20 protein-coding genes are annotated in these 19719 nt (G+C 65.2%); 18 read left to right on the forward strand and 2 right to left on the reverse strand.

Annotated features, from left to right (window positions below; all coding sequences use genetic code 11):
• Positions 1-27: 27 nt before the first annotated feature.
• From ACNJX9_RS05855 to ACNJX9_RS05890, 8 genes are read left to right on the forward strand one after another with little or no spacing between them, the layout of a single operon-like run.
• On the forward strand, positions 28-855 hold the full coding sequence (locus tag ACNJX9_RS05855; protein WP_439408112.1) for an ABC transporter substrate-binding protein: 828 nt from the start codon (positions 28-30) through the stop codon (positions 853-855).
• The gene (locus ACNJX9_RS05860; RefSeq protein ID WP_057759265.1) at positions 852-1709 is read left to right on the forward strand and encodes an amino acid ABC transporter permease; all 858 of its coding nucleotides are present in this window, start codon (positions 852-854) and stop codon (positions 1707-1709) included. The genes ACNJX9_RS05855 and ACNJX9_RS05860 overlap by 4 nt, the downstream gene beginning before the upstream one ends.
• Positions 1706-2470, forward strand: a complete 765-nt coding sequence (locus ACNJX9_RS05865) for an amino acid ABC transporter ATP-binding protein (RefSeq protein WP_057759262.1) — start codon at positions 1706-1708, stop codon at positions 2468-2470. The genes ACNJX9_RS05860 and ACNJX9_RS05865 overlap by 4 nt, the downstream gene beginning before the upstream one ends.
• Before the next feature lie 16 nt (positions 2471-2486).
• Entirely contained in the window at positions 2487-3302 is an 816-nt protein-coding gene (locus tag ACNJX9_RS05870) for an ABC transporter substrate-binding protein (RefSeq protein ID WP_439408114.1), read from the forward strand.
• Positions 3289-4173, forward strand: coding sequence for a polysaccharide deacetylase family protein (locus ACNJX9_RS05875; protein WP_271617796.1), 885 nt, complete (start codon positions 3289-3291; stop codon positions 4171-4173). Before ACNJX9_RS05870 ends, ACNJX9_RS05875 begins: the two co-directional genes overlap by 14 nt.
• Before the next feature lie 47 nt (positions 4174-4220).
• Positions 4221-4877, forward strand: coding sequence for an aspartate/glutamate racemase family protein (locus ACNJX9_RS05880; RefSeq protein WP_439408115.1), 657 nt, complete (start codon positions 4221-4223; stop codon positions 4875-4877).
• 23 nt (positions 4878-4900) lie between these two features.
• Positions 4901-6484 (forward strand): ABC transporter substrate-binding protein, encoded by a 1584-nt coding sequence (locus tag ACNJX9_RS05885; RefSeq protein WP_439408116.1) that lies wholly within the window; start codon positions 4901-4903, stop codon positions 6482-6484.
• Positions 6481-7854 (forward strand): amidohydrolase family protein, encoded by a 1374-nt coding sequence (locus ACNJX9_RS05890; protein WP_439408117.1) that lies wholly within the window; start codon positions 6481-6483, stop codon positions 7852-7854. The genes ACNJX9_RS05885 and ACNJX9_RS05890 overlap by 4 nt, the downstream gene beginning before the upstream one ends.
• Here the strand turns inward: ACNJX9_RS05890 and ACNJX9_RS05895 are convergent.
• Positions 7851-8750: a LysR substrate-binding domain-containing protein gene (locus tag ACNJX9_RS05895; RefSeq protein WP_439408119.1), complete on the reverse strand. Its 900-nt coding sequence runs from the start codon at positions 8748-8750 to the stop codon at positions 7851-7853. The two genes, ACNJX9_RS05890 and ACNJX9_RS05895, sit on opposite strands and share 4 nt — an antisense overlap.
• A 271-nt stretch (positions 8751-9021) precedes the next feature.
• Here ACNJX9_RS05895 and ACNJX9_RS05900 point away from each other — a divergent pair, with 271 nt between their 5' ends.
• The 8 genes from ACNJX9_RS05900 to ACNJX9_RS05935 are packed head-to-tail and all read left to right on the forward strand — an operon-like array spanning position 9022 to position 16807.
• Positions 9022-10059, forward strand: coding sequence for an ABC transporter substrate-binding protein (locus ACNJX9_RS05900; protein ID WP_439408120.1), 1038 nt, complete (start codon positions 9022-9024; stop codon positions 10057-10059).
• 27 nt (positions 10060-10086) lie between these two features.
• Entirely contained in the window at positions 10087-11127 is a 1041-nt protein-coding gene (locus tag ACNJX9_RS05905; RefSeq protein WP_439408121.1) for an ABC transporter ATP-binding protein, read from the forward strand.
• Positions 11124-11999 (forward strand): ABC transporter permease, encoded by an 876-nt coding sequence (locus ACNJX9_RS05910; protein WP_057759249.1) that lies wholly within the window; start codon positions 11124-11126, stop codon positions 11997-11999. The genes ACNJX9_RS05905 and ACNJX9_RS05910 overlap by 4 nt, the downstream gene beginning before the upstream one ends.
• Entirely contained in the window at positions 11996-12802 is an 807-nt protein-coding gene (locus tag ACNJX9_RS05915) for an ABC transporter permease (protein WP_439408122.1), read from the forward strand. Before ACNJX9_RS05910 ends, ACNJX9_RS05915 begins: the two co-directional genes overlap by 4 nt.
• A gap of 8 nt (positions 12803-12810) precedes the next feature.
• Positions 12811-13947, forward strand: coding sequence for an NAD(P)/FAD-dependent oxidoreductase (locus tag ACNJX9_RS05920; RefSeq protein ID WP_439408123.1), 1137 nt, complete (start codon positions 12811-12813; stop codon positions 13945-13947).
• Between the two features lie 27 nt (positions 13948-13974).
• Positions 13975-14271 carry a (2Fe-2S)-binding protein gene (locus ACNJX9_RS05925; protein WP_057759242.1) on the forward strand — a complete coding sequence of 99 codons (297 nt, stop codon included), beginning with the start codon at positions 13975-13977 and terminating at the stop codon, positions 14269-14271.
• The gene (locus ACNJX9_RS05930; RefSeq protein WP_057759240.1) at positions 14268-15686 is read left to right on the forward strand and encodes an NAD(P)/FAD-dependent oxidoreductase; all 1419 of its coding nucleotides are present in this window, start codon (positions 14268-14270) and stop codon (positions 15684-15686) included. Before ACNJX9_RS05925 ends, ACNJX9_RS05930 begins: the two co-directional genes overlap by 4 nt.
• Positions 15683-16807, forward strand: a complete 1125-nt coding sequence (locus ACNJX9_RS05935; RefSeq protein ID WP_439408124.1) for an NAD(P)/FAD-dependent oxidoreductase — start codon at positions 15683-15685, stop codon at positions 16805-16807. Before ACNJX9_RS05930 ends, ACNJX9_RS05935 begins: the two co-directional genes overlap by 4 nt.
• A gap of 13 nt (positions 16808-16820) precedes the next feature.
• Here ACNJX9_RS05935 and ACNJX9_RS05940 read toward each other — a convergent pair whose 3' ends face one another.
• Positions 16821-17744, reverse strand: a complete 924-nt coding sequence (locus tag ACNJX9_RS05940; RefSeq protein ID WP_439410016.1) for a LysR family transcriptional regulator — start codon at positions 17742-17744, stop codon at positions 16821-16823.
• Between the two features lie 116 nt (positions 17745-17860).
• Between ACNJX9_RS05940 and ACNJX9_RS05945 the strand changes: the two genes are divergently transcribed.
• Positions 17861-19219 carry an MFS transporter gene (locus ACNJX9_RS05945; RefSeq protein ID WP_057759234.1) on the forward strand — a complete coding sequence of 453 codons (1359 nt, stop codon included), beginning with the start codon at positions 17861-17863 and terminating at the stop codon, positions 19217-19219.
• Positions 19216-19713, forward strand: coding sequence for a GAF domain-containing protein (locus ACNJX9_RS05950; protein WP_439408125.1), 498 nt, complete (start codon positions 19216-19218; stop codon positions 19711-19713). The genes ACNJX9_RS05945 and ACNJX9_RS05950 overlap by 4 nt, the downstream gene beginning before the upstream one ends.
• Positions 19714-19719: the final 6 nt, after the last annotated feature.

Genomic DNA, 19719 nt, shown 5'->3' on the forward strand with positions numbered 1-19719 from the left:
GCAAAGGAAAAGGTTGAAGGAGCTGATATGACACGCCTCTCGCATTTCCTCGGCTTCACAGCGCTGGCTGCGGTGACCTCAGTACAGGCCGCCGAGCTTCCGGCTGAGATCAAGCAGGCGGGCGCGCTCAAGCTCACGGTCAACTCGACCTATGCGCCGATGGAATATCGCGACCCTGCCAGTAACGAGCTGGTTGGGCTCGACATTGACCTTGCGAACGAGCTTGCCAAGCGGCTCGGCGGCCTCAAGATTGTCTGGAGCGAGACGCCGTTCGCCGAGCTGATCCCCTCGCTCCAGACCAAGCGGGCCGATTTCATCATCTCCGGCATCTCCGACCGCGCCTCGCGGCGCGAGACCGCCGATTTCGTCGACTATCTGACCACAGGACCGCAGTTCTTCGTGATGGCCGACAGTGATGCGAAGGCTGCGGCTGATCTCTGCGGCAAGAAGGTCGGCACCACCCGCAGCACCAGCTTCCCGGTCGAGATCGAGAAATGGAGCAAGCAGAATTGCGAAGCCGCCGGCAAGCCGGCGATTCAGTACGTGCCTGGCGAGAACTCGATCGACGTGCGCAACCAGCTCAGGCAGGGCCGCATCGATGCCGCCGTGCAGGGCAGCGAGACGCTGCCTTATGCGCAGGCGCAGGAGCCCGGCAAATACCGCATCGTCGGTGAGGCCTTTGCCAGAGGCTATCAAGGCATCATGTTCCGCAAGGACGATGCGGCGCTCCGCGAGATCGTGACGGAGAAGCTCGCGGCGATGATCGCTGATGGCTCCTACAAGGCGGTGCTCGACAAATGGGGCCTGGGCGCCAATGCGGTCGCCCAGCCCATGCTGAACGCGGCGCCGCAATGAAGCCGGCGCCGGCACTCGCGGAAGGCTTCCCCGACCTGTCGGGAATGCGGATCGCGCGCGAGCCGCACTGGTTTCGCTGGTTCAGCGCGGCCCTGATCGTCCTGGTGCTGGCGGCAATTGCGCGTGCTTTCGCCAATGGCCAGATCGAATGGTCCTATGTCAGCCGTTTCATTACCGCAAAAGTGATCCTCGAAGGCATCGTCAACACCATGGTGATGGCGGTGCTGGCGATGGCGCTCGGCATTGTCCTCGGCATCATCGTGGCGATCATGCGGCTGTCGCCCAATCCGGTGCTGAAGACGGTCGCGGCCGGCTACACCTGGTTATTTCGCGGCACGCCGCTGATCCTGCAATTGCTGCTGTGGTTCAACCTGGCGCTGGTGTTTCCGACCATCGGCATTCCCGGCCTGTGGAGCGCGCGCGCCGTCGACGTCATGACGCCATTCCTCGCGGCGCTGCTCGGGCTCGGCATCAACCAGGGCGCCTATACGTCCGAAGTGATGCGCGCCGGCATGCTGTCGGTCGACATCGGGCAATATGAGGCGGCGCAGGCGATCGGCATGGGGCGGCTGCGCGCGCTGCGCCGGATCATCCTGCCGCAGGCGATGCGCGTGGTGATCCCGCCGCTCGGCAACGAGTTCATCGGCATGGTCAAGGCGACCTCGCTCGCGAGCGTCATCCAATATCCCGAGGTGCTGCACAACGCCGAGAACATCTATTACGCCAATTCCCGCGTGATCGAGCTCCTGATCGTCGCGGGCCTCTGGTATCTGCTCGTCGTCTCGATCCTCACCCCGCTCCAGATGCTGCTCGAACGCCGTTTTGCACGCGGCACAATGCGGCTCGCGCGATGACAAAGCCCCTCGTCGCGATCCGCTCCGTAGCTAAGAGTTTTGGAGAGTTCCAGGCTCTCAAAAGCGTCTCGCTCGACGTCTGGCCCGGCGAGGTGATGTGCCTGATCGGTGCCTCGGGCTCAGGCAAGACTACACTGCTTCGTTGCATCAACCAACTCACCGCGATCGACGCCGGCGGCATCTGGCTCGATGGGGAGCTCCTCGGTGTGCGCGAGCAGGGTGGGCGGCTCTACCGCCTCAGCGAGCGCGAGATCGGACGGCAGCGGCTGAAGACCGGTATGGTGTTCCAGCGCTTCAACCTGTTCCCGCACAAGACCGCGCTGGAAAACATCACCGAAGGCCCGCTCCAGGTGCAGGGCCGCAAGGCTGACGAAGTGCGCACTGAAGCGCTCGAGCTACTCCGTCGTGTCGGCCTGGTGGCCAAGGCGGACTCCTATCCGGCGCAGCTCTCCGGTGGTCAGCAGCAGCGCGTTGCGATCGCGCGGGCGCTTGCGATGAAACCGATGCTGATGCTGTTCGACGAGCCGACCAGCGCGCTCGATCCGGAGCTTGTCGGCGAGGTGCTTGCCGTGATGAAAGAGCTGGCCAAGAGCGGCATGACCATGATGGTGGTGACGCACGAGCTCGGCTTTGCGCGCGAGGTCGCCGACCGCGTCGTCTATATGGACCAGGGCGCGATCGTCGAGCAGGGCCGCGCCTCGGACGTCTTGGGGACGCCGCGCGAAGAGCGTACCAGGGCATTTCTTTCGGCTGTAATCTGAAGTTGGGGACGTGATGATGAAAAGACTTTTGCTTACGGCGGCTTTCCTGGGCGCCATGAGCGCATCGGTGGTGGCGATCGAGCTGCCACCTGATATCGCCAAACGCGGCAGCCTAAAGGTCGCGCTGGTGCCGAACTATCCGCCGATGGAGTTCCGCGATCCCGCCACCAATGCTCTGTCCGGATTCGACGTCGATCTCGGCGAGGCGATCGGCCGCAAGCTCGGGGTCAAGATCGAATGGACCGAGACCAGCTTTGCCGAGTTCATGCCGTCGATTGCGACGGGGCGGGTCGATGCCATCCTGTCCGGCTTCACCGATTATGCGAGCCGGCACGAGATTGCCTCCTTCGTCGATTATCTGCGCAGCGGTCCAAAGTTCTTCGTGCAGCGGTCCCGTGCGGCGGAGTTCAAGGATATGGCCGCCCTGTGCGGCAAGAAGGTCGGCGCCAGCCGCCGCACCATGTTTCCGGCCGAGATCGACAAATGGAGCCAGCAGAACTGCGCGGGCAATCCGATCCAGTTCGTCGGCACCGACGGCTCGGCAGATGCGCGCACGCAGCTCAAACAGGGCCGTATCGACGCCGCCGTGCAGGGCAACGAGACTCTGCCTTATGTGATGGAGCTCGAGCCGGGCACCTATGCGCCGGTCGGCGATCCCTTCGCGACGCAGTTCACGGGCATCGCGCTGCCGGTCAAGGAAAAGGCGTTGCAGCAAGCGATCGTCGAGGCCGTCGATGCGCTGATCGCCGACGGCACCTATCGTACGCTGCTGGCGAAATGGAAACTGAACGACAACGGAATAGAGAAGGCGACCATCAATGCTGGACAGTAAGGCACTCCAGAGCATTCCGCTCACCCCAGCCAACACCGCGGATCCCGCGCCGGACTATCCGTGGCCGAAGCCGTACACATCGGCGATGTTCCTGTCGTTCGACGTCGATGCCGAGACCGCGTGGACCAGCAAGGACGCGCTGCACGCGCAGCGGCTCATCACCATGAGCTACGGCGGCTATGAGGCGCGCGTCGGCACGCCCAAGCTTCTGGAACTGCTCGATCAGCTCGATCTCAAGGCGACCTTCTTCGTCACGGGCTGGTCGGTCGATGCGCATCCAGCCATGGCGGAATCGATCCTCAAGGCCGGCCACGAGATCGGCCATCACGGCTATCACCATCTCTTGCCCGATCCCGGCGATCCCTGGATCGAGGAGGAGCTGGAGCGCGGTTTCGAGGCGTTGAAGCGCCGGCTCGGCGTCAAGCCGACCGGATACCGCGCGCCCTATGGCGAGTTCACCGAGGAGCTGCGCGTGGCGCTGGTCCGCCATGGCATCGTCTACACTTCCTCGTTCCGCGACGACGTCAGGCCCTATCGGCATCGCCTCGCCGACGGCAAGCCCGGCACGATCGAGCTGCCGGTGACGGCGAGCTATGACGACTGGATGCATGGTCTCTCCGCCCGCTTCAGCCCGCGCTCGATCTTTCCCAAGGAGCATGTGCTCTCGATCTGGAAGGACGAACTGGATGAAGTGCGCGACTGGGGCGCGATGGTGACGACCGTGCTGCATCCGCAATGCAGCGGTCGTCCGATGCGGCTGCGGCTGCTGCGCGAGTTCCTCACCTACGCAAAATCATGCCCTGACGTCTGGATCACCACCGGTGAGAAGATCGCCGAAAACTTCCTGCGCCACGAGGCCGCCAAGCGTTGAGAAGTGCCAGTGAGCCTTGCCAGTGAGCCTTGCCAATGAGCCTCGCCATGACCCGTCGCCGCATCCTCGTCATCAACCCCAACTCCTCGGCGTCGGTGACGGCGGCGATCGACGACGCGGTGGCGCCGCTGCGCTTCGCGGGCGGGCCCGAGATCGAGGTGGTCGGTCTTGCCGAGGGGCCGCCAAGCATCAGCTCGCAGCGCGATGCCGACAGCGTGGTGATGCCGCTGGTGAACCGTGTATCGCGCGACAACGCGGATGCCTTCGTGCTCGCCTGCTTCAGCGATCCCGGCCTGCATGCGGTACGCGAGGCCGCTGGCGGGCGCCCCGTCATGGGCATCGCCGAATGCGGCATCTTCCGCGCGCTGATGCTCGGCGAACGCTTTGGCATCATCGCGCTGTCGCCGTCGAGCATCCGCCGTCAGCAGCGCATGGCGCGGGTGATGGGCGTCGACGGCCGTTTTGCCGGAAGCTGGTCGGTCGGCGCCAGCGCGGCCGAGACGGCAGGCGCGGACATCCGCGGACGCTTGATCGACGCCGGCCGCGCGCTGGTCACGCAATATCGCGCCGATGTCGTGGTGATGGGCTGTGCGGGGATGGCCTCGCACCGAGGGGCGATTGCGGAGGCGATCGGCGTCCCCGTGGTTGAGCCGGCGCAACAGGCGGTGGCCGTCGCGATCGGCGCGGTCTTGTTGAATACGTAAGGTACGTTTAGGAGCCTCTAGGAATGCCGATCTCCCGTCGCTCGCTCCTCAAGGCCGCCGCAGCGATGCCGGCGCTCTCATTGCCGGGCATCGTCCGCGCTGAATCGCAGTCGACGCTGCGCTTCATCCCCGTCATCGATCTCGCCTTCGTCGATCCGATCTATTCGACCGCGCAGGTGTCGCGAAACCATGGCTTCATGGTCTACGACACGCTCTATGGCATGAGCGCCTCGCTCCAGGTCTCGCCGCAGATGCTGTCGGGCCACGTCATCTCGGGCGACCAGCTGCAGTGGGACCTGACGCTTCGCGACGGCCTGTTCTGGCACGATGGTGAGCGCGTGCTCGCACGCGATTGCGTCGCCAGCATCCGCCGCTGGGCGGCGCGCGACGGTTTTGGCGGCGAGCTGATGGAGGCGACCAACGAATTGTCAGCCGCCGACGACCGCACCATCCGCTTCCGTCTCAAGCGTCCGTTTCCGCTGCTGCCGCAAGCGCTCGGCAAGGCCGCGATCAACGCCTGCTTCATGATGCCGGAGCGGCTGGCAAGCCAGGATCCGTTCAAGCCGCTGACCGAGGTGATCGGCAGCGGCCCGTTCCGCTATCTCGCTGACGAGCGCGTGCAGGGCGCGCGCAACGCCTACGCAAAGTTTGAGCGCTATCAGCCGCGCACCGACGGCAAGCCGGACTGGACCGCGGGCCCGAAGATCGTGCATTATGACCGTGTGGTCTGGACCACCACGCCCGATGCCGGCACCGGTGTTGCCGCGCTTCAGACCGGCGAGCAGGACTGGCAGGAGACCACGCCGCACGATCTGCTGCCGATCATCAAGGCCGCCGGCGATATCGAGACGCGCATCCTCGACCCCAGAGGTTACGCCTGCATGCTGCGGCTCAATCATCTTCAGCCGCCGTTCGACAATCCCGCCATCCGCCGCGCGCTGCTGGGGGCAATCGATCAATCAGCGTTCATGGCCGCGGTGGCCGGCACCGACCCCGCCTTCCAGGTGTCGCCGATCGGCTTCTTTGCGCCGGGCACGCCCATGGCGAACGAAGTCGGCCTCGACGTGTTCCGCGGTCCGCGCAACTACGACAAGGTCAAGGCCGACTTGAAGGCCGCCGGCTACAATGGCGAGAGGATCGTGCTGCTCGTCCCCACCAATTCGCTGGCGCAGAAGCCGCTCGGCGAGATCGCGGTGGATAGCTTGCGCAAGGTCGGCATGAATGTCGAATATGCCGGGCTCGATTTCGCCGTGGTGCTGCAGCGCCAGCTCAAGAAGGATCCGATTGGGCAGGGCGGCTGGAGCGCCGCGGTCGGCAACTGGCAGGGCATCGATTGGCTCAATCCGGCCGGCAATACCAACATTCGCGGCGAAGGCAAGGTGGCCGGCTGGTATGCGAGCGAGAAGATGGGGCCATTGCGCAGCCGGTGGCTGGCGGCCTCCGAGCTTGCCGAACAGCAGCGCATCTGCCGCGAGATCCAGGCCGTCGCGTTCGAGGAAATCCCCTATATTCCGATCGGCCTGTACAAGCAGCCGACTGCCTATCGCAAGGATATCACCGGCATTCTCGACGGCACCGCCGTGTTCTGGAACGTACGCCCCGCATGAGCACCACAGCAATTTTCGGCAGCTATGTGCTGTCACGCAAGGATGGCGTGCAGGATGTCTTGCGCGACCATTGGGTTCTGGTCGAAGGCAAGAGGATCGCCGCGGTCACGCGCGACAGGCCGGGCGCCGACGCCGTCTACGACCGTCCCGGCCGCTTCGTACTGCCGGGCCTGTTGAATCTGCACAATCACTGCTTCAGCGAGGCCGTGGCGCGCAGCCACAGCGAGGATGGCAATGGCCGCAAAAACAACCAGAGCATCGTCTATACGGTGCTGCTGCCGCTGACCAAGCGCGGCGCGGAGATCCTGTCGGCGGAAGAGCGCCTTGCGGTGGCGCGGCTCGGCATCCTTCAGCTGCTCAAGGGCGGCGCCACCACCGTGATGGAGCCGTTCCGCAACTCGATCCCCGAGATGTTCGACGCAGCGGAGGAGATGGGCATCCGCTTCTACGGCGCGCCCTATCTGTTCTCGACCTCCGATGCCAAAGCCGGCCCGGACGGCGTGGTGCGCTATTCCGGCGACGACGGCGCCGCCGACATGGCAACGTGGGACGCGCTCTATCAGCGCTGGAACAATCGGGGCGACGGTCGCATCAACCTCGCGATGAGCCCGCACGCCACCGACACCTGCGGCCCCGATTTGCTCAAGGCATGCGCCACCCGGGCACGCGAGCTCGGCGTGCCCATCACGATGCACATGGCGCAGAGCCGCGCCGAGGTCGAGACCATCGGCAAGCGTTACGGCGGCCGCACGCCGGCGGAATATCTCGACTGGCTCGGCCTGCTTGCGCCCGATCTGATGGCGGCGCATTGCATGTTCAGCAGCGACGAAGATCTCAAGTTGATGGCCGCGCGCGGCATGACCGTGCTGAACTGCCCGCGCGTGTTCGCGCGCGCCGGCGTCACCGCGGCGTTCAGCCGCTTCGTCGAGCACGGCGTCCGCACCGTGGTCGGCACCGACGGCTACAACATGGACCTGCTCGGCGAGCTCAATGCGGCCTCGCTGATCTCCAAGATCACCTCGGCGCGTCCCGATGTTGCGAACTCGCCCGAGCTGATCGAAGCGAACACGGCGGTGGCCGCCGACGTCATCAAGCGGCCGGATCTCGGCCGCATCGAGCCGGGCGCGACCGCCGATCTCACCGTGGTCGATCTTACCCATCCACATCTTCAGCCGTTGTTCGACCCGCGCCGCGCGCTGATCGCGCTCGCCAACCGCGCCAATATCGATCAGGTCATGGTCGACGGCCGTGTGCTGATCGATGAGGGCCGCTATCTCGGCGCGGATGAGGCTGCGATGGTTGCGGCAGGTACTGCTGCGATCGGCAAGATCTGGGACCTGCCGGAGGCGCAGGCTGCGTTCAACGGCTAGCTCTCAAACTCCGCCAGCGACTTCCGCATGGTCTCGACCAGATCGAGCGCGACCGGCGAGGGGCTGCGCTGCGCCGGAAACACCGCGGAGAACTCGAAGTCGATGCGCGGCAGGAAGCGGCGCACGACGATGCCGCGGGTGGAGAATTCCTGTGCGGTGAAGGGATCGCAGATCGCAACCCCAAGCCCTGATGACACCAAGCCGCACATGATCTCGGACAGCGCGGTCTCCACCCGCAGCACGCGGCGGACATCGTGGCGATGGAAGATCTGGTCGATGAGGTGCCGGCTCGACGATCCCGCCGAGAGCGAGATGAAGGTCTCGCCCTCGAAGTCCTGCGGCTCCAGCAGTTGCTTTTCCGCGAGGCGATGACCGGTCGGCAGTACCGCAACGCGCGCAGGCGCCGGCAGCTTCTGGCTTGGCAGGCCGGAATGTGCGATCGGCACCTCGGCAAAACCGACGTCGCACTGATTGTTCAGCACCCAGTCGACCACGATCGGCGAGATCACGCCGAAGAAGGCGAGGTTGAGGTTCGGCCGCTCTTTCAGAAAGTGACCCGTGAGCCGCGGCAAGTATCCGTTTGACAGCGCCGGCAGTGCCGCGATCCGCAGCGAGCCGGTGCGGCGTCCCCGGATTTCCTCCGCTGCGGCGGCGATACGCTCGAGGCCGACGAAGGAGCGCTCCACTTCGGTGTAGAGCGCCATCGCAGCGGCGGTCGGCACCAGGCCCGTACCGCGCCGCTCGAACAGCTCCATCTTCAACAGCGCCTGGAGGTCGCGCAGCAACCGGCTGACCGCCGGCTGCGTAACTGTCATCAGCGCCGCAGCTTCGGTGACGCTGCCGGTCAGCATCATCGCCCGGAAGGCCTCCACCTGCCGCGAGTTGATCCGCGCCATCGCAAATCCAATTCATAACATTTAGGCATGTAGATGGTGCCATTATTCATTGGACGATGGAAGCTGGGGTTTGCGATCTTTTTCATCAGAGCTAGAGGCAGACCGCTTTTTCGGCAGATTGGGGCTCAAAACGTCCCAGATCGCGCCAGAACCCGTCGAGCAGGGGCCGGAGCCCTGCTTAAGGGGATCGGCGCGGAAGGAAATGCGGCAGGTCGCTTCTCGCAGCGTTTGTCGGCACGTCACCTCATTCCGGTATTGGAGATCGGTCCACATGAAGACTTCTAGCCTTCTGACCGCGGTCAGCATCGCAGCGCTCATTGCCATCCCAACGGCGGTCCGGGCCCAGCAGAAAACGCTCTATGTCGCCGGCTATGGCGGCTCGTTCGAGAAGACCATCCGCGACGAGGTGATCCCGACCTTCGAGAAGGAGAACAACGTCAAGGTCGAGTACGTCGCCGGCAACTCGACCGACACGCTGGCGAAGCTCCAGGCGCAGAAGAGCAACCAGCAGATCGACGTCGCCATCGTTGACGACGGCCCGATGTATCAGGCGATCCAGCTCGGCTTCTGCGGCAAGCTCGACGGCCTGCCGACCGCCGATCTCTACGACACCGCACGCTTCAAGGATGACCGCGCGGTCGCAATCGGCATCGTCGCGACTGGTCTGATGTACAACACCAAAGTATTCGCGGAGAAAGGCTGGGCGCCGCCGACCTCGTGGAACGATCTGAAGGACACGAAATACGCCAAGCAGCTCGTGATCCCGCCGATCAACAACACCTATGGTCTCGAAGCGCTGGTGATGCTGTCAAAGATGAACGGCGGCGGCGAGTCCAACGTCGATTCCGGCTTCAAGATCTTCAAGGACGAGATCAATCCGAACGTGCTCGCCTATGAGCCGTCGCCGGGCAAGATGACCGAGCTGTTCCAGTCCGGCCAGGCCGTGATCGCGGTGTGGGGCACCGGCCGCGTGCAGAGCTTTGCCAATACCGGCTTCCCCGTCGACTTCGTCTATCCGAAGGAAGGCGCGGCAACGCTACTGACCACAGCGTGTCCGATCAACAAGCCCAACGCCTCGCCGCTCGCATCCAGCTTCGTGAAAATGCTGCTCGATCCAAAGATCCAGCTCGTGATGCTGAAGGATTACGGCTACGGCCCGGTGCTGAAATCGCTGAAGGTGCCGCCGGAACTCGGCAAGATGGCGCCGATCGGCGAGCGTGCAGCCAAGCTCTATAATCCGGATTGGACCGCCATCAACGACAAGCGCGAGGAGTGGACCAAGCGCTGGAATCGCGAGGTCGAGCGCTGATCTGATCGTCCGGGGCGGAGACAGCGTATGGCCTATCTCGAGCTCGATCGGGTCGCCAAGCAATTCGGCGCGCAGACAGTGGTCGATGACTTCAGCCTCGCGGTCGGCAAGGGGGAATTCATCTCCTTCCTTGGTCCCTCCGGTTGCGGCAAGACCACGACCTTGCAGATGATCGCGGGCTTCCTCGATCCCACGCGCGGCGCGATCCGCCTGGAGGACAACGACCTCACCGCGATCCACCCGGCCAGGCGTGGCCTCGGCATCGTGTTCCAGAGTTATGCGCTGTTTCCGCACATGACCGCGGCGGAGAACGTCGCCTTCGGCCTCGAGATGCGCAATGTGCCGCGCAATGAGCGGGCCGAGCGCGTCCGTGCCGCGCTCGCGATGGTGGGCCTCGCCGGTTACGAGGACCGCCATCCCCGCCGCATGTCCGGCGGCCAGCAGCAGCGCGTGGCGCTGGCACGCGCGCTGGTGATCAAGCCGAGCGTGCTGCTGCTCGACGAGCCGCTGTCCAACCTCGACGCAAAACTGCGCGAGGAGATGCAGATCGAGCTGCGCCAGATCCAGCGTACCATCGGCACCACCACGATCCTGGTCACCCACGACCAGAACGAGGCGATGTCGCTGTCCGACCGCATCGTGGTAATGAGCCAGGGCAAGATCGAGCAGATCGGCACGCCGCAGGAGACCTACGAAAAGCCGGCATCGGCCTTCGTCTCGCAGTTTTTGGGCAAGACCAACGACTTTGCCGGCACGATTGATCGGACCGCCACGCCGGCGCAACTCGTGGCCGGCTCCTGGAGTGCGCCGGCGCCTGCCGGTCTCAGCGGCCCCGTCACCGTCAGTATTCGCCCCGAACGTATCGGCTTCGGCAATGCCGGCCTTAACGCAAAGATCGTCACCCGCATCTTCCAGGGCAATCACTGGCTGTTCCAGTGCGAGAGCGAATGCGGCCTTGCGATCGTGATCCGTCAGAACGACGGCAAGCCGCAGCCGGCCGAAGGCGAGGCGGTTCGCCTCACCTGGCGTCCCCAAGACATGAGCGTGCGCCCGAGGGCTGGCGCATGAGCATGGCCGCCGAGGAGCGCAGCGCGCGTGCGCCATGGGCGTTGACGGCCCCCGCCTTGATGCTGTTCGTCGGCGTGCTGGTGATCCCCCTCGCCATGACCGTGATGCTGTCTTTCCACGATTGGGGCCAGTACAAAGGCATCGAGCCGGTCTTCATTCTCAAGAACTGGCGTGAGATCGCGACCGATCCCTATTACGCCGAGATGTTCTGGCGAACCTTTCGCATCGCGATCCTGACCACGCTGCTCACCGCGCTGTTGGGCGCGCCCGAAGCCTACATCCTCAACCGCATGAGCGGCCGCTGGAAGAGCTTTTTCCTGCTGGTCATTCTCGGCCCGTTGCTGATCTCGGTGGTGGCGCGCACGCTCGGCTGGGCGCTGCTGTTCGGCGGCAACAACGGCCTCGTCAACAAGCTTCTGATGACGCTTGGCGTGATCCGTTCGCCCATTCCCTTCATGTTCACCGAAACAGGAATGGTCGTCGCGCTCGCGCATGTGATGATGCCGTTCATGGTGCTGTCGGTCTGGGCGGCGTTGCAACGGCTCGATCCGCAGATCGAGAATGCCGCGATGTCGCTCGGCGCCGGACCCGTCACCATCATCCGCCGCATCATCATGCCGCAGATCATGCCGGGCGTGCTGTCGGGCGCGATCATCGTGTTCTCGCTCTCGGCCAGCGCCTTTGCGACGCCCGCGATCATCGGCGGCCGCAGGCTCAAGGTCGCGGCGACGCTCGCCTATGACGAATTCCTCAACACGCTGAACTGGCCCCTGGGGGCGGCCGTCGCCACGTTGCTGCTGGTGGCGCTGGTGCTGATCGTGGTCGGCAGCAACGCACTGATCGAACGCCGTTATGCGGAGGTGTTCCGATGAGCCGGAACGGACCGCTCGCACTGATCTTCCACGCCGTCTTCGTCATCGTGATGGTGGCGCCGATCCTGGTGGTCTGCCTCGTCGCCTTCACGCCCGAGGGTTTTCTGTCGTTGCCGACCAACGGCTTTTCGCTGCGCTGGTTCAGGGCGATCGCGCAATATCCCGAATTCATCCATGCGTTCTGGGTCAGTCTCGGTCTTGGCGCGCTGTCGTCCTTCGTGGCGTTGCTGTTTGCCGTGCCGGCGGCGCTCGCGATCGCGCGCTATCGCTTCCGCGGCCGCGATGCGCTCGCGGCGCTGTTCCTCTCGCCGCTGATGATCCCGCATGTCGTGCTCGGCATCGCCTTCCTGCGTTTCTTCACATCGGTTGGCTTCGGCGGCAGTTTTGCGGCGCTGATCGTCGCGCATGTCGTCATCGTGTTTCCATTCGCGCTGCGGCTGACGCTGGCGGCGGCATCAGGCATGGACCTCACCGTCGAGATGGCCGCGGTCTCGCTCGGTGCCGGCGGCTGGACGCTGTTTCGCCGGGTGACCCTGCCGTTGATCCTGCCCGGCGTCATCAGCGGCTGGGCGCTCGCCTTCATCCAGTCCTTTGACGATCTCACCATGACCGTCTTCCTCGCCGCGCCCGGCACCGAGACGTTGCCGGTGCGCATGTTCCTTTATATCCAGGACAACATCGATCCGCTGGTGACGTCGGTCTCGGCCTGCGTGATCGCTGTCACCATGACCGCCCTCATTCTGCTCGACCGCTTCTACGGGCTCGACCGCGTGCTAGCTGGCAAGGGCGATGCGGGACGATAGGAGAACCTATGCGAACTGAATACGACGTCGCCGTGGTCGGCGGCGGATTGCTCGGCTCCGCCATTGCCTGGGGCCTCGGACGGCTCGGCAGACGCGTGGCCGTGCTCGACGAAGGCGATATCACCAAGCGCGCCTCGCGTGCAAACTTTGCGCTGGTCTGGGTCCAGAGCAAGGGCCTCGGCATGCCCGCCTATACGGTCTGGACGGTGCAGGCCTCGCAGGCCTGGGGGCGGCTCGCGTCCGAGCTGAAGCAGCAGACCGGCCTCGATGTCGCGCTTCAGCAGACCGGCGGCTTTCACCTTACGCTCGGCGATGACGAGTTCGGTCAGCGCACCGAGCTCGTCAAGCGCATGCACAACCAGACCGGCGCGGCCGACTACAAGATGGAGATGCTGTCCGCATCCGAGGTGAAGAAGTGGCTGCCGCTGATCGGGCCAGAGGTCTCCGGCGGCAGCTATTGTCCGCTCGACGGCCACGTCAATTCGCTGCGGACGTTCCGCGCGTTCCATACCGGCTTCAAGGCCTTCGGCATCGCCTATTTTCCCGAGCGTCCGGTCTCGGCGATCAGCAAGAGTGGCGGCGAATTCCGCCTGGCCACGCCGCAGGGCGAGCTGCGCGCCGCCAAAATCGTGCTTGCCGCCGGGAATGCCAACCAGGCGCTGGCGCCGATGGTCGGTCTCCACGCACCGATGGGTCCGACCCGTGGCCAGGTCGTGGTGACCGAGCGCACCATGCCGTTCCTGCCGCATCCGCTGACGACGATCCGCCAGACCGACGAGGGCACGGTGATGATCGGCGACAGCAAGGAGGACGAGCTGGATGATCGTACGCTGAAGCCGTCGATCAGCGGCGTGATGGCCGATCGCGCGCAGCGCATGTTTCCGCATCTGTCGCGGCTCAACGTTATCAGGAGCTGGTCCGGCATCCGCGTCATGCCGCAGGACGGCTTTCCGATCTACGACCAGTCGGAGACGCATCCCGGCGCCTTCGTCGCCTGCTGCCATTCCGGTGTGACGCTGGCCTCCAACCACGCTTTCGAGATCGCCCGCATGGTCGCGCAGGGCGCGCTCGAGCCCGAGTTGGTCGGCGCGTTCTCGGCCAGCCGTTTTGGCGGCGCCGGCGCTGCGAACAACAGCGGCTATTAGAGATATTAAGGAGCCACGAGGCATCCCATGTTTAGACGATCCGAACAGGACAAACGTCCTCCAGTGCAGATCTTCGTCGACGGCGTTGCCGTCGCGGCGCGCGAGGGCGACACTGTTTCAGCAGCACTGCTGGCCTCCGGCCGGGACGCACGGCGCTCCACGGCAGTCAGCGGCGCGCCGCGTCTGCCTTACTGCATGATGGGCGTGTGCTTCGACTGCCTCGTCACCATCGACGGCGTCGGCAATCGCCAGGGCTGCCTCGTGCCAGTGGCCGAGGGCATGCAGATCGAGATCCAGAAGGGCAAGCGGGAGATCGGAAGATGAGCGTTGCTCCCAAGCGCGAAGACTACGATGTCGTGGTGGTCGGCGCCGGCCCTGCGGGTCTTGCCGCCGCTGCCACGGCCGCAGAGGCAGGTCTCACGACGCTGCTGCTCGACGAGAATATCGGTCCCGGCGGCCAGGTGTTCCGCGCCATTTCGTCGACGCCGGTGACGGACCGTGGTCAGCTCGGCGCGGATTATTGGGTCGGTGCCGATCTCGTGCAGTCACTCCGCGCGAGCAAGGCCGAAGTCATCCATCGCGCCACCGTCTGGAGCCTCGACCGCAATCTCGACATCGCCGTCTCGGTTGGCGGCGCCTCTGCGTTCGTCAGGGCCAAGCGCGTGATTCTGGCAACCGGCGCGCTGGAGCGGCCGTTCCCAATTCCTGGCTGGACCCTGCCGGGCGTGATGACGGCCGGCGCGGCACAGACGATGCTGAAATCGTCGGCCCTGGTGCCCGATGGTCGCACCGTGATCGCAGGGCAGGGGCCGCTGCTCTGGCTGCTGGCCGCCCAGATCCTGCGCCTCGGCGGCCGTATCGATCGCATTCTCGACACCACTGAGCGCGGCAATTATTTCGCGGCGCTCCCGCACGCCTTCGCATTCCTCACCTCGCCCTATTTTGCCAAGGGCCTGTCGATGATGCGCGAGGTGAAGGCGAAGGTGCAGGTCGTCTCCGGCGTCACCGAGCTGGCTGCGGCTGGTGACGGGCAACTCGCGAGCGTCAGCTACGTTGCCGGCGGCAAGCGCGAGACCATCCCTGCCGATCTGCTGCTGCTGCATCAGGGCGTGGTGCCCAACGTCAATCTGGCGATGGCGGCCGGTATCGAGCATCGCTGGGATGATCTGCAATTGTGCTGGTCGCCGGTGCTGGATGCGAACGGCAATTCTTCGGTGGCCGGCATCGCGATCGCCGGCGACGGTGCGGGTATCGGCGGTGCCAATGCGGCCGTGGTCCGTGGTCGTATTGCCGCGCGCGCCGCGATCGAAGCGCTGGCGCCTGCGGCTGCCGCCAAACTTGCGCCGGTGGCGACGCTCCGCGCCGATCTCGCCAGGGCCGAGCGCGGCCGCGTGTTCCTCGACACGCTGTTCCGTCCCGCGCCGCAGTTCCGCATCCCCTCAGGTGACACCATCGTCTGCCGTTGTGAGGAAGTGACGGCCAAGGATGTTCTGGATTCCGTGGCGATCGGCGCGACCGGGCCGAACCAGCTCAAGGCCTACCGCCGCACCGGCATGGGGCCGTGCCAGGGCCGGCTCTGCGGCCTCACGGTGACGGAGCTGATGGCGCAGGCTCGGGCTAAGACCCCGCAGGAGATCGGCTATTACCGCCTGCGCGCACCGGTGAAACCGATCACCCTTGCCGAGCTCGCCGCCGTCCCGAAAACGGAAGAGGACGTCAGGGCCGTGGTGCGCGGATGACCACATCAGTGGATGCGATCGTCATCGGCGGCGGCATCCACGGATGCTCGACGACGCTGCATCTGTGTCTCGCCGGCCTGAAGCCGGTGCTGATCGAGAAGGACTATGCCGGCCGCCACGCTTCAGGCGTCAACGCCGGTGGCGTCCGCCAGCTCGCGCGGCATATCCCCGAGATTCCGCTCTCGATCCGCTCGATGGGCATCTGGGAGAAGATCACCGATCTCCTCGACGATGATTGCAGCTTCGAAAGCTACGGCCAGGTGCTGGTCGCGGAGAACGAGGAGGAGCTCGCCGTTTGCCGTACACGCGTGGCTGAACTCAACGCGCTGGGCTTCACTCATGAAGAGCTGATCGACGCGGCGGAGCTCCGGCGCCTTGTGCCCGCGGTCGCCGAGACCTGTCCCGGCGGCGTGGTGTCGCGCCGCGACGGTGCCGCCAACCCGGCGCAGACGACGACGGCGTTCCGGCGCAAGGCCGAGCAGCTCGGCGCGACCGTGCGCGAGGGCGTCGCCGCCAGCAATATCCGGCACCGTGACGGCCTCTGGCATGTCGACGTTGGCTCAGATGGCTACGCCGCGCCAGTGCTCGTCAATGCCGCCGGCGCCTGGGCCGGCAAGATCGCCGCCGATCTCGGCGAGCCGGTGCCGGTCGAGACCGTGGCGCCGATGCTGATGATCACCTCGCGCGTGCCGCACTTCATCGATCCCGTCGTGATCCTGCGTGGACGAAAACTCTCCTTCAAGCAATTCAAGAACGGCACCGTGTTGATCGGCGGCGGTCATCTGGCGACGGCCTACCAGGATCGCAACGAGACGGTGCTGGACTGGAAGAGCCTTGCAACCAGCGCGCAGACCGTGTTCGAGCTGTTCCCGGTGATGCGCAGCGCCACCATCGTGCGCGCCTGGGCCGGCATCGAGGCGAAGATGAAGGACGATATCCCCGTGTTTGGGCCGAGCAGCCGGCACAAGGGACTCTATCACCAGTTCGGCTTCTCGCTGCACGGCTTCCAGCTCGGGCCCGGCGCCGGCGCCGTGATGGCGGAGCTGATCGTGGGCGGCGGCACCCAGACTCGCATCAGCGATCTCGGCATCGAGCGTTTCCATGCTTCCGCCGTGCGTTGAGGGGCTGCTTCGCTCATTCCGACTTGGCGAACATTCCGACCAGGGTCTCGCGCAGCCAGCGCTGCGCAGGCACGGTGTCGTTGCGCTGGTGCCAGAACAGGCTGACGATCCGCGCCGGCGCCTTGAGCGGCAGCGGCATCGCATGCAGGAACGACGCATGACGCGACTGCGAACGCAGATCGCTCGGCAGCACGGCGATCAGATCGGTCTGGCGCACGATTTCATAGGCGGCGCTGTAATGATTGACGGTCGCGACCAAATTGCGCGACAGCCCGCGCGAGGCCAGGAAGAGATCGTAGGTCGGCGCTCGCTTGCCGGCCAGGGTCACGTCGACATGCCCGGCGTTCAGGAAGGCGCGCGTGCTCAGCCGCTTCTGGGCCGCGAGCGGGTGGCCGCGCCGCATGAAGCAGGCATAATCGACGGTCCAGAGCGAGCGTGAGCGAATCGCCGTCGGCTGCTGCGCCTCGTTGACATAAACGCTCAGCACGCAATCGACCCGGTTGCCCTCGAGCTGATCGGCGATTTCCAGGATGGTGTTGGGCACGGTGTGGACCCGCGTCTTGGGCGCGATCTCGCCGAGATGGTTCAACAAATTCGGCATCACCAGCGAGGCGACGTAGTCCGACATCGACAGGGTGAACTCGGTCTGGGCGCGAGCCGGATCGAACGCCTGCTCGTCGAGCGCGCTGCGGACGCTTTCCAGGGCCTCGCCGATCGGCTCCCAGAGAACGACGGCGCGCTGGGTCGGACGGATCCCGGTGCCGGACCGTACGAACAGCGGATCGCCGAGCGCATCGCGCAGGCGTGCGAGCGCGTTGCTGACGGCGGGCTGGGTCATCGTCAACGCGCTCGCCGCGCGCGTGACGCTGCCCTCGGTCATCAATGCCTCGAAGACTTTCAGCAGGTTGAGGTCGAGCGCGCGGAAGGACACCGATATTCACCACAGTGATGTACTAGATCATCATTATAAATTATTACGATAACGTCATTCTGTCTATGATTTCGTCCCGAACGACAAGCGGGTGCCGGCCCGCGGGATCGAGGGGGATATTCATGTCGATGATATCGGCGCGCATCGAGCGCCTTCCGTTTGCACGCTTCCACACGCATCTGTTGCTGATGGGTGGGCTCGGCTACATGTTCGACGCGATGGACGCGGCGGTGCTGGCCTTCATCCTGCCGGTGCTGCGCACGGCGTGGAATCTGTCGAGCGTCCAGATCGGCGTGCTCGGCAGCAGCACCTATATCGGCTTCCTGTTCGGCGCCCTGTTCGCCGGCACGCTCGGTGATCTCATCGGGCGCCGCGCCGTGATGATGTCGGCACTGGCGCTGTATTGCGCAGCATCGATCGTCAGCGCGATGGTCGATACCTGGCCGGCCTTCTTCGCAGCCCGCATCGTCGCCGGCATGGGCACGGGCGCGGAGAGCGCGATCATCGCGCCCTATCTTGCGGAGTTCGTGGCGCGACGTTACCGCGGCGCCTTCACCGGGGCGCTCGCAGGCTTCTTCTCCTTCGGCTTCGTGGCCGCGGCCTTGCTCGGCTACTTCATCGTTCCCTCCTACGACAATGGCTGGCGTATCGTGCTTGTGATCACGGCGGTGCCTGTCGTCATGCTGCTGTGGTGGCGGCGCGCTCTGCCGGAATCGCCGCGCTGGCTGGAGAGCCGCGGGCGGGAGAAGGAAGCCGAGGCCGTGCTTGACCGCATCGAGGCTGTCTTTGCGCGTGAGGGCCGTCTGTTGCCGCCGCCGGTGGTCGAAGTCGTCCCTCCCGCCGGCACCGGTGGAACACTGCTTGCCAATTTCGCAGCGCTTCTGGCGGCGCGCCAGGCGCGTATCACCATCATGACCTGGATCATGTGGCTTGCGATCACCTTCAGCTATTATTCCTTCTTCGTCTGGATCCCCGGCCTCCTTGTCCAGAACGGCATGAGCATCACCAAGAGCTTTGGCTATTCGATCGCGATCTATTGCGCGCAGATTCCCGGCTATTTCAGCGCCGCGTATTTCAACGAGCGGATCGGCCGGCAGGCGACCATTGCGACCTATATGGTCCTCGGCGGCGTCAGCGCGCTCGGCCTTGCCTTCGCGCAGACGGATCAGCACATCATACTGGCGGGAATTCTGCTGTCGCTGTTCATGAACGGCACCTATGCCGGTGTCTATGCCTACACCGCCGAAGTGTTCCCGACCCCGATCAGGACCACCGGCGCCGGGCTTGCTTCCGCCATCGGGCGCATCGGCGCGATCGTCTCGCCGATCCTGGTCGGCTACCTCTATCCCAATTTCGGCTTCGCCGGCGTGTTCGGCGTCACCACCACGGTGCTGCTGTTAGGGGCGGTCACCGTCGTCTTGATGGGCGTGCCGACGCGCGGCCGCTCGCTCGAAGAGATCGCCGCAGGTGAAACAGCATGAGGCCGACCAGGCGCCCGGCCGATCCGCTGCTCTGCGCCGTTGCGGCGGCGCAGGACAGGGCGGATCAACCGGGCGCGCTCTTTGCGGCGCTGGACGAAGCCCTGAAGTCGGCGATCGGGCACAAGCTGTTCACGATCCTGACCTATGACGGCGCCACCTTCGAAGCCGCGCGGGTCTATTCCAATCTGCCGGGTCCGTACCCCACCGGCGGTCGCAAGCGCCTCGCGCCGGGGCCGTGGACCGAGGCCGTGCTCGATTCCGGCGAGGCCTATATCGGCCGGACGCAGGACGATCTGCGCACCGTGTTCTCCGACCACGAGCTGATCGCCTCGCTTGGCTGCGCCAGCGTGCTCAACATGCCGGTGCGCTGGCGCGGCCGCACGCTCGGATCGCTCAACCTGCTTCACGAAGCCGGCTGGTATGACGAGGACGACGTCGCCGCGTGTCTTCCGTTCGCCCAGCTCGCGCTGCCGGCGCTGCTTTTGATGGCCTGATAGAGG

Source organism: Bradyrhizobium sp. BLXBL-03 (assembly GCF_051853015.1).
Lineage (GTDB): Bacteria > Pseudomonadota > Alphaproteobacteria > Rhizobiales > Xanthobacteraceae > Bradyrhizobium > Bradyrhizobium manausense.

Bases quoted from the DNA above. Each gene is read 5' to 3' on its own strand.
- ACNJX9_RS05860 (WP_057759265.1), top strand. From the start codon at position 852: ATGAAGCCGGCGCCGGCACTCGCGGAAGGCTTCCCCGACCTGTCGGGA.
- ACNJX9_RS05895 (WP_439408119.1), bottom strand. From the start codon at position 8,750: ATGGCGCGGATCAACTCGCGGCAGGTGGAGGCCTTCCGGGCGATGATG.
- ACNJX9_RS05930 (WP_057759240.1), top strand. From the start codon at position 14,268: ATGAGCGTTGCTCCCAAGCGCGAAGACTACGATGTCGTGGTGGTCGGC.
- ACNJX9_RS05925 (WP_057759242.1), top strand. From the start codon at position 13,975: ATGTTTAGACGATCCGAACAGGACAAACGTCCTCCAGTGCAGATCTTC.
- ACNJX9_RS05950 (WP_439408125.1), top strand. From the start codon at position 19,216: ATGAGGCCGACCAGGCGCCCGGCCGATCCGCTGCTCTGCGCCGTTGCG.
- ACNJX9_RS05920 (WP_439408123.1), top strand. From the start codon at position 12,811: ATGCGAACTGAATACGACGTCGCCGTGGTCGGCGGCGGATTGCTCGGC.
- ACNJX9_RS05910 (WP_057759249.1), top strand. From the start codon at position 11,124: ATGAGCATGGCCGCCGAGGAGCGCAGCGCGCGTGCGCCATGGGCGTTG.
- ACNJX9_RS05875 (WP_271617796.1), top strand. From the start codon at position 3,289: ATGCTGGACAGTAAGGCACTCCAGAGCATTCCGCTCACCCCAGCCAAC.
- ACNJX9_RS05870 (WP_439408114.1), top strand. From the start codon at position 2,487: ATGAAAAGACTTTTGCTTACGGCGGCTTTCCTGGGCGCCATGAGCGCA.
- ACNJX9_RS05880 (WP_439408115.1), top strand. From the start codon at position 4,221: ATGACCCGTCGCCGCATCCTCGTCATCAACCCCAACTCCTCGGCGTCG.
- ACNJX9_RS05885 (WP_439408116.1), top strand. From the start codon at position 4,901: ATGCCGATCTCCCGTCGCTCGCTCCTCAAGGCCGCCGCAGCGATGCCG.
- ACNJX9_RS05855 (WP_439408112.1), top strand. From the start codon at position 28: ATGACACGCCTCTCGCATTTCCTCGGCTTCACAGCGCTGGCTGCGGTG.
- ACNJX9_RS05945 (WP_057759234.1), top strand. From the start codon at position 17,861: ATGTCGATGATATCGGCGCGCATCGAGCGCCTTCCGTTTGCACGCTTC.
- ACNJX9_RS05890 (WP_439408117.1), top strand. From the start codon at position 6,481: ATGAGCACCACAGCAATTTTCGGCAGCTATGTGCTGTCACGCAAGGAT.
- ACNJX9_RS05915 (WP_439408122.1), top strand. From the start codon at position 11,996: ATGAGCCGGAACGGACCGCTCGCACTGATCTTCCACGCCGTCTTCGTC.
- ACNJX9_RS05935 (WP_439408124.1), top strand. From the start codon at position 15,683: ATGACCACATCAGTGGATGCGATCGTCATCGGCGGCGGCATCCACGGA.
- ACNJX9_RS05865 (WP_057759262.1), top strand. From the start codon at position 1,706: ATGACAAAGCCCCTCGTCGCGATCCGCTCCGTAGCTAAGAGTTTTGGA.
- ACNJX9_RS05905 (WP_439408121.1), top strand. From the start codon at position 10,087: ATGGCCTATCTCGAGCTCGATCGGGTCGCCAAGCAATTCGGCGCGCAG.
- ACNJX9_RS05900 (WP_439408120.1), top strand. From the start codon at position 9,022: ATGAAGACTTCTAGCCTTCTGACCGCGGTCAGCATCGCAGCGCTCATT.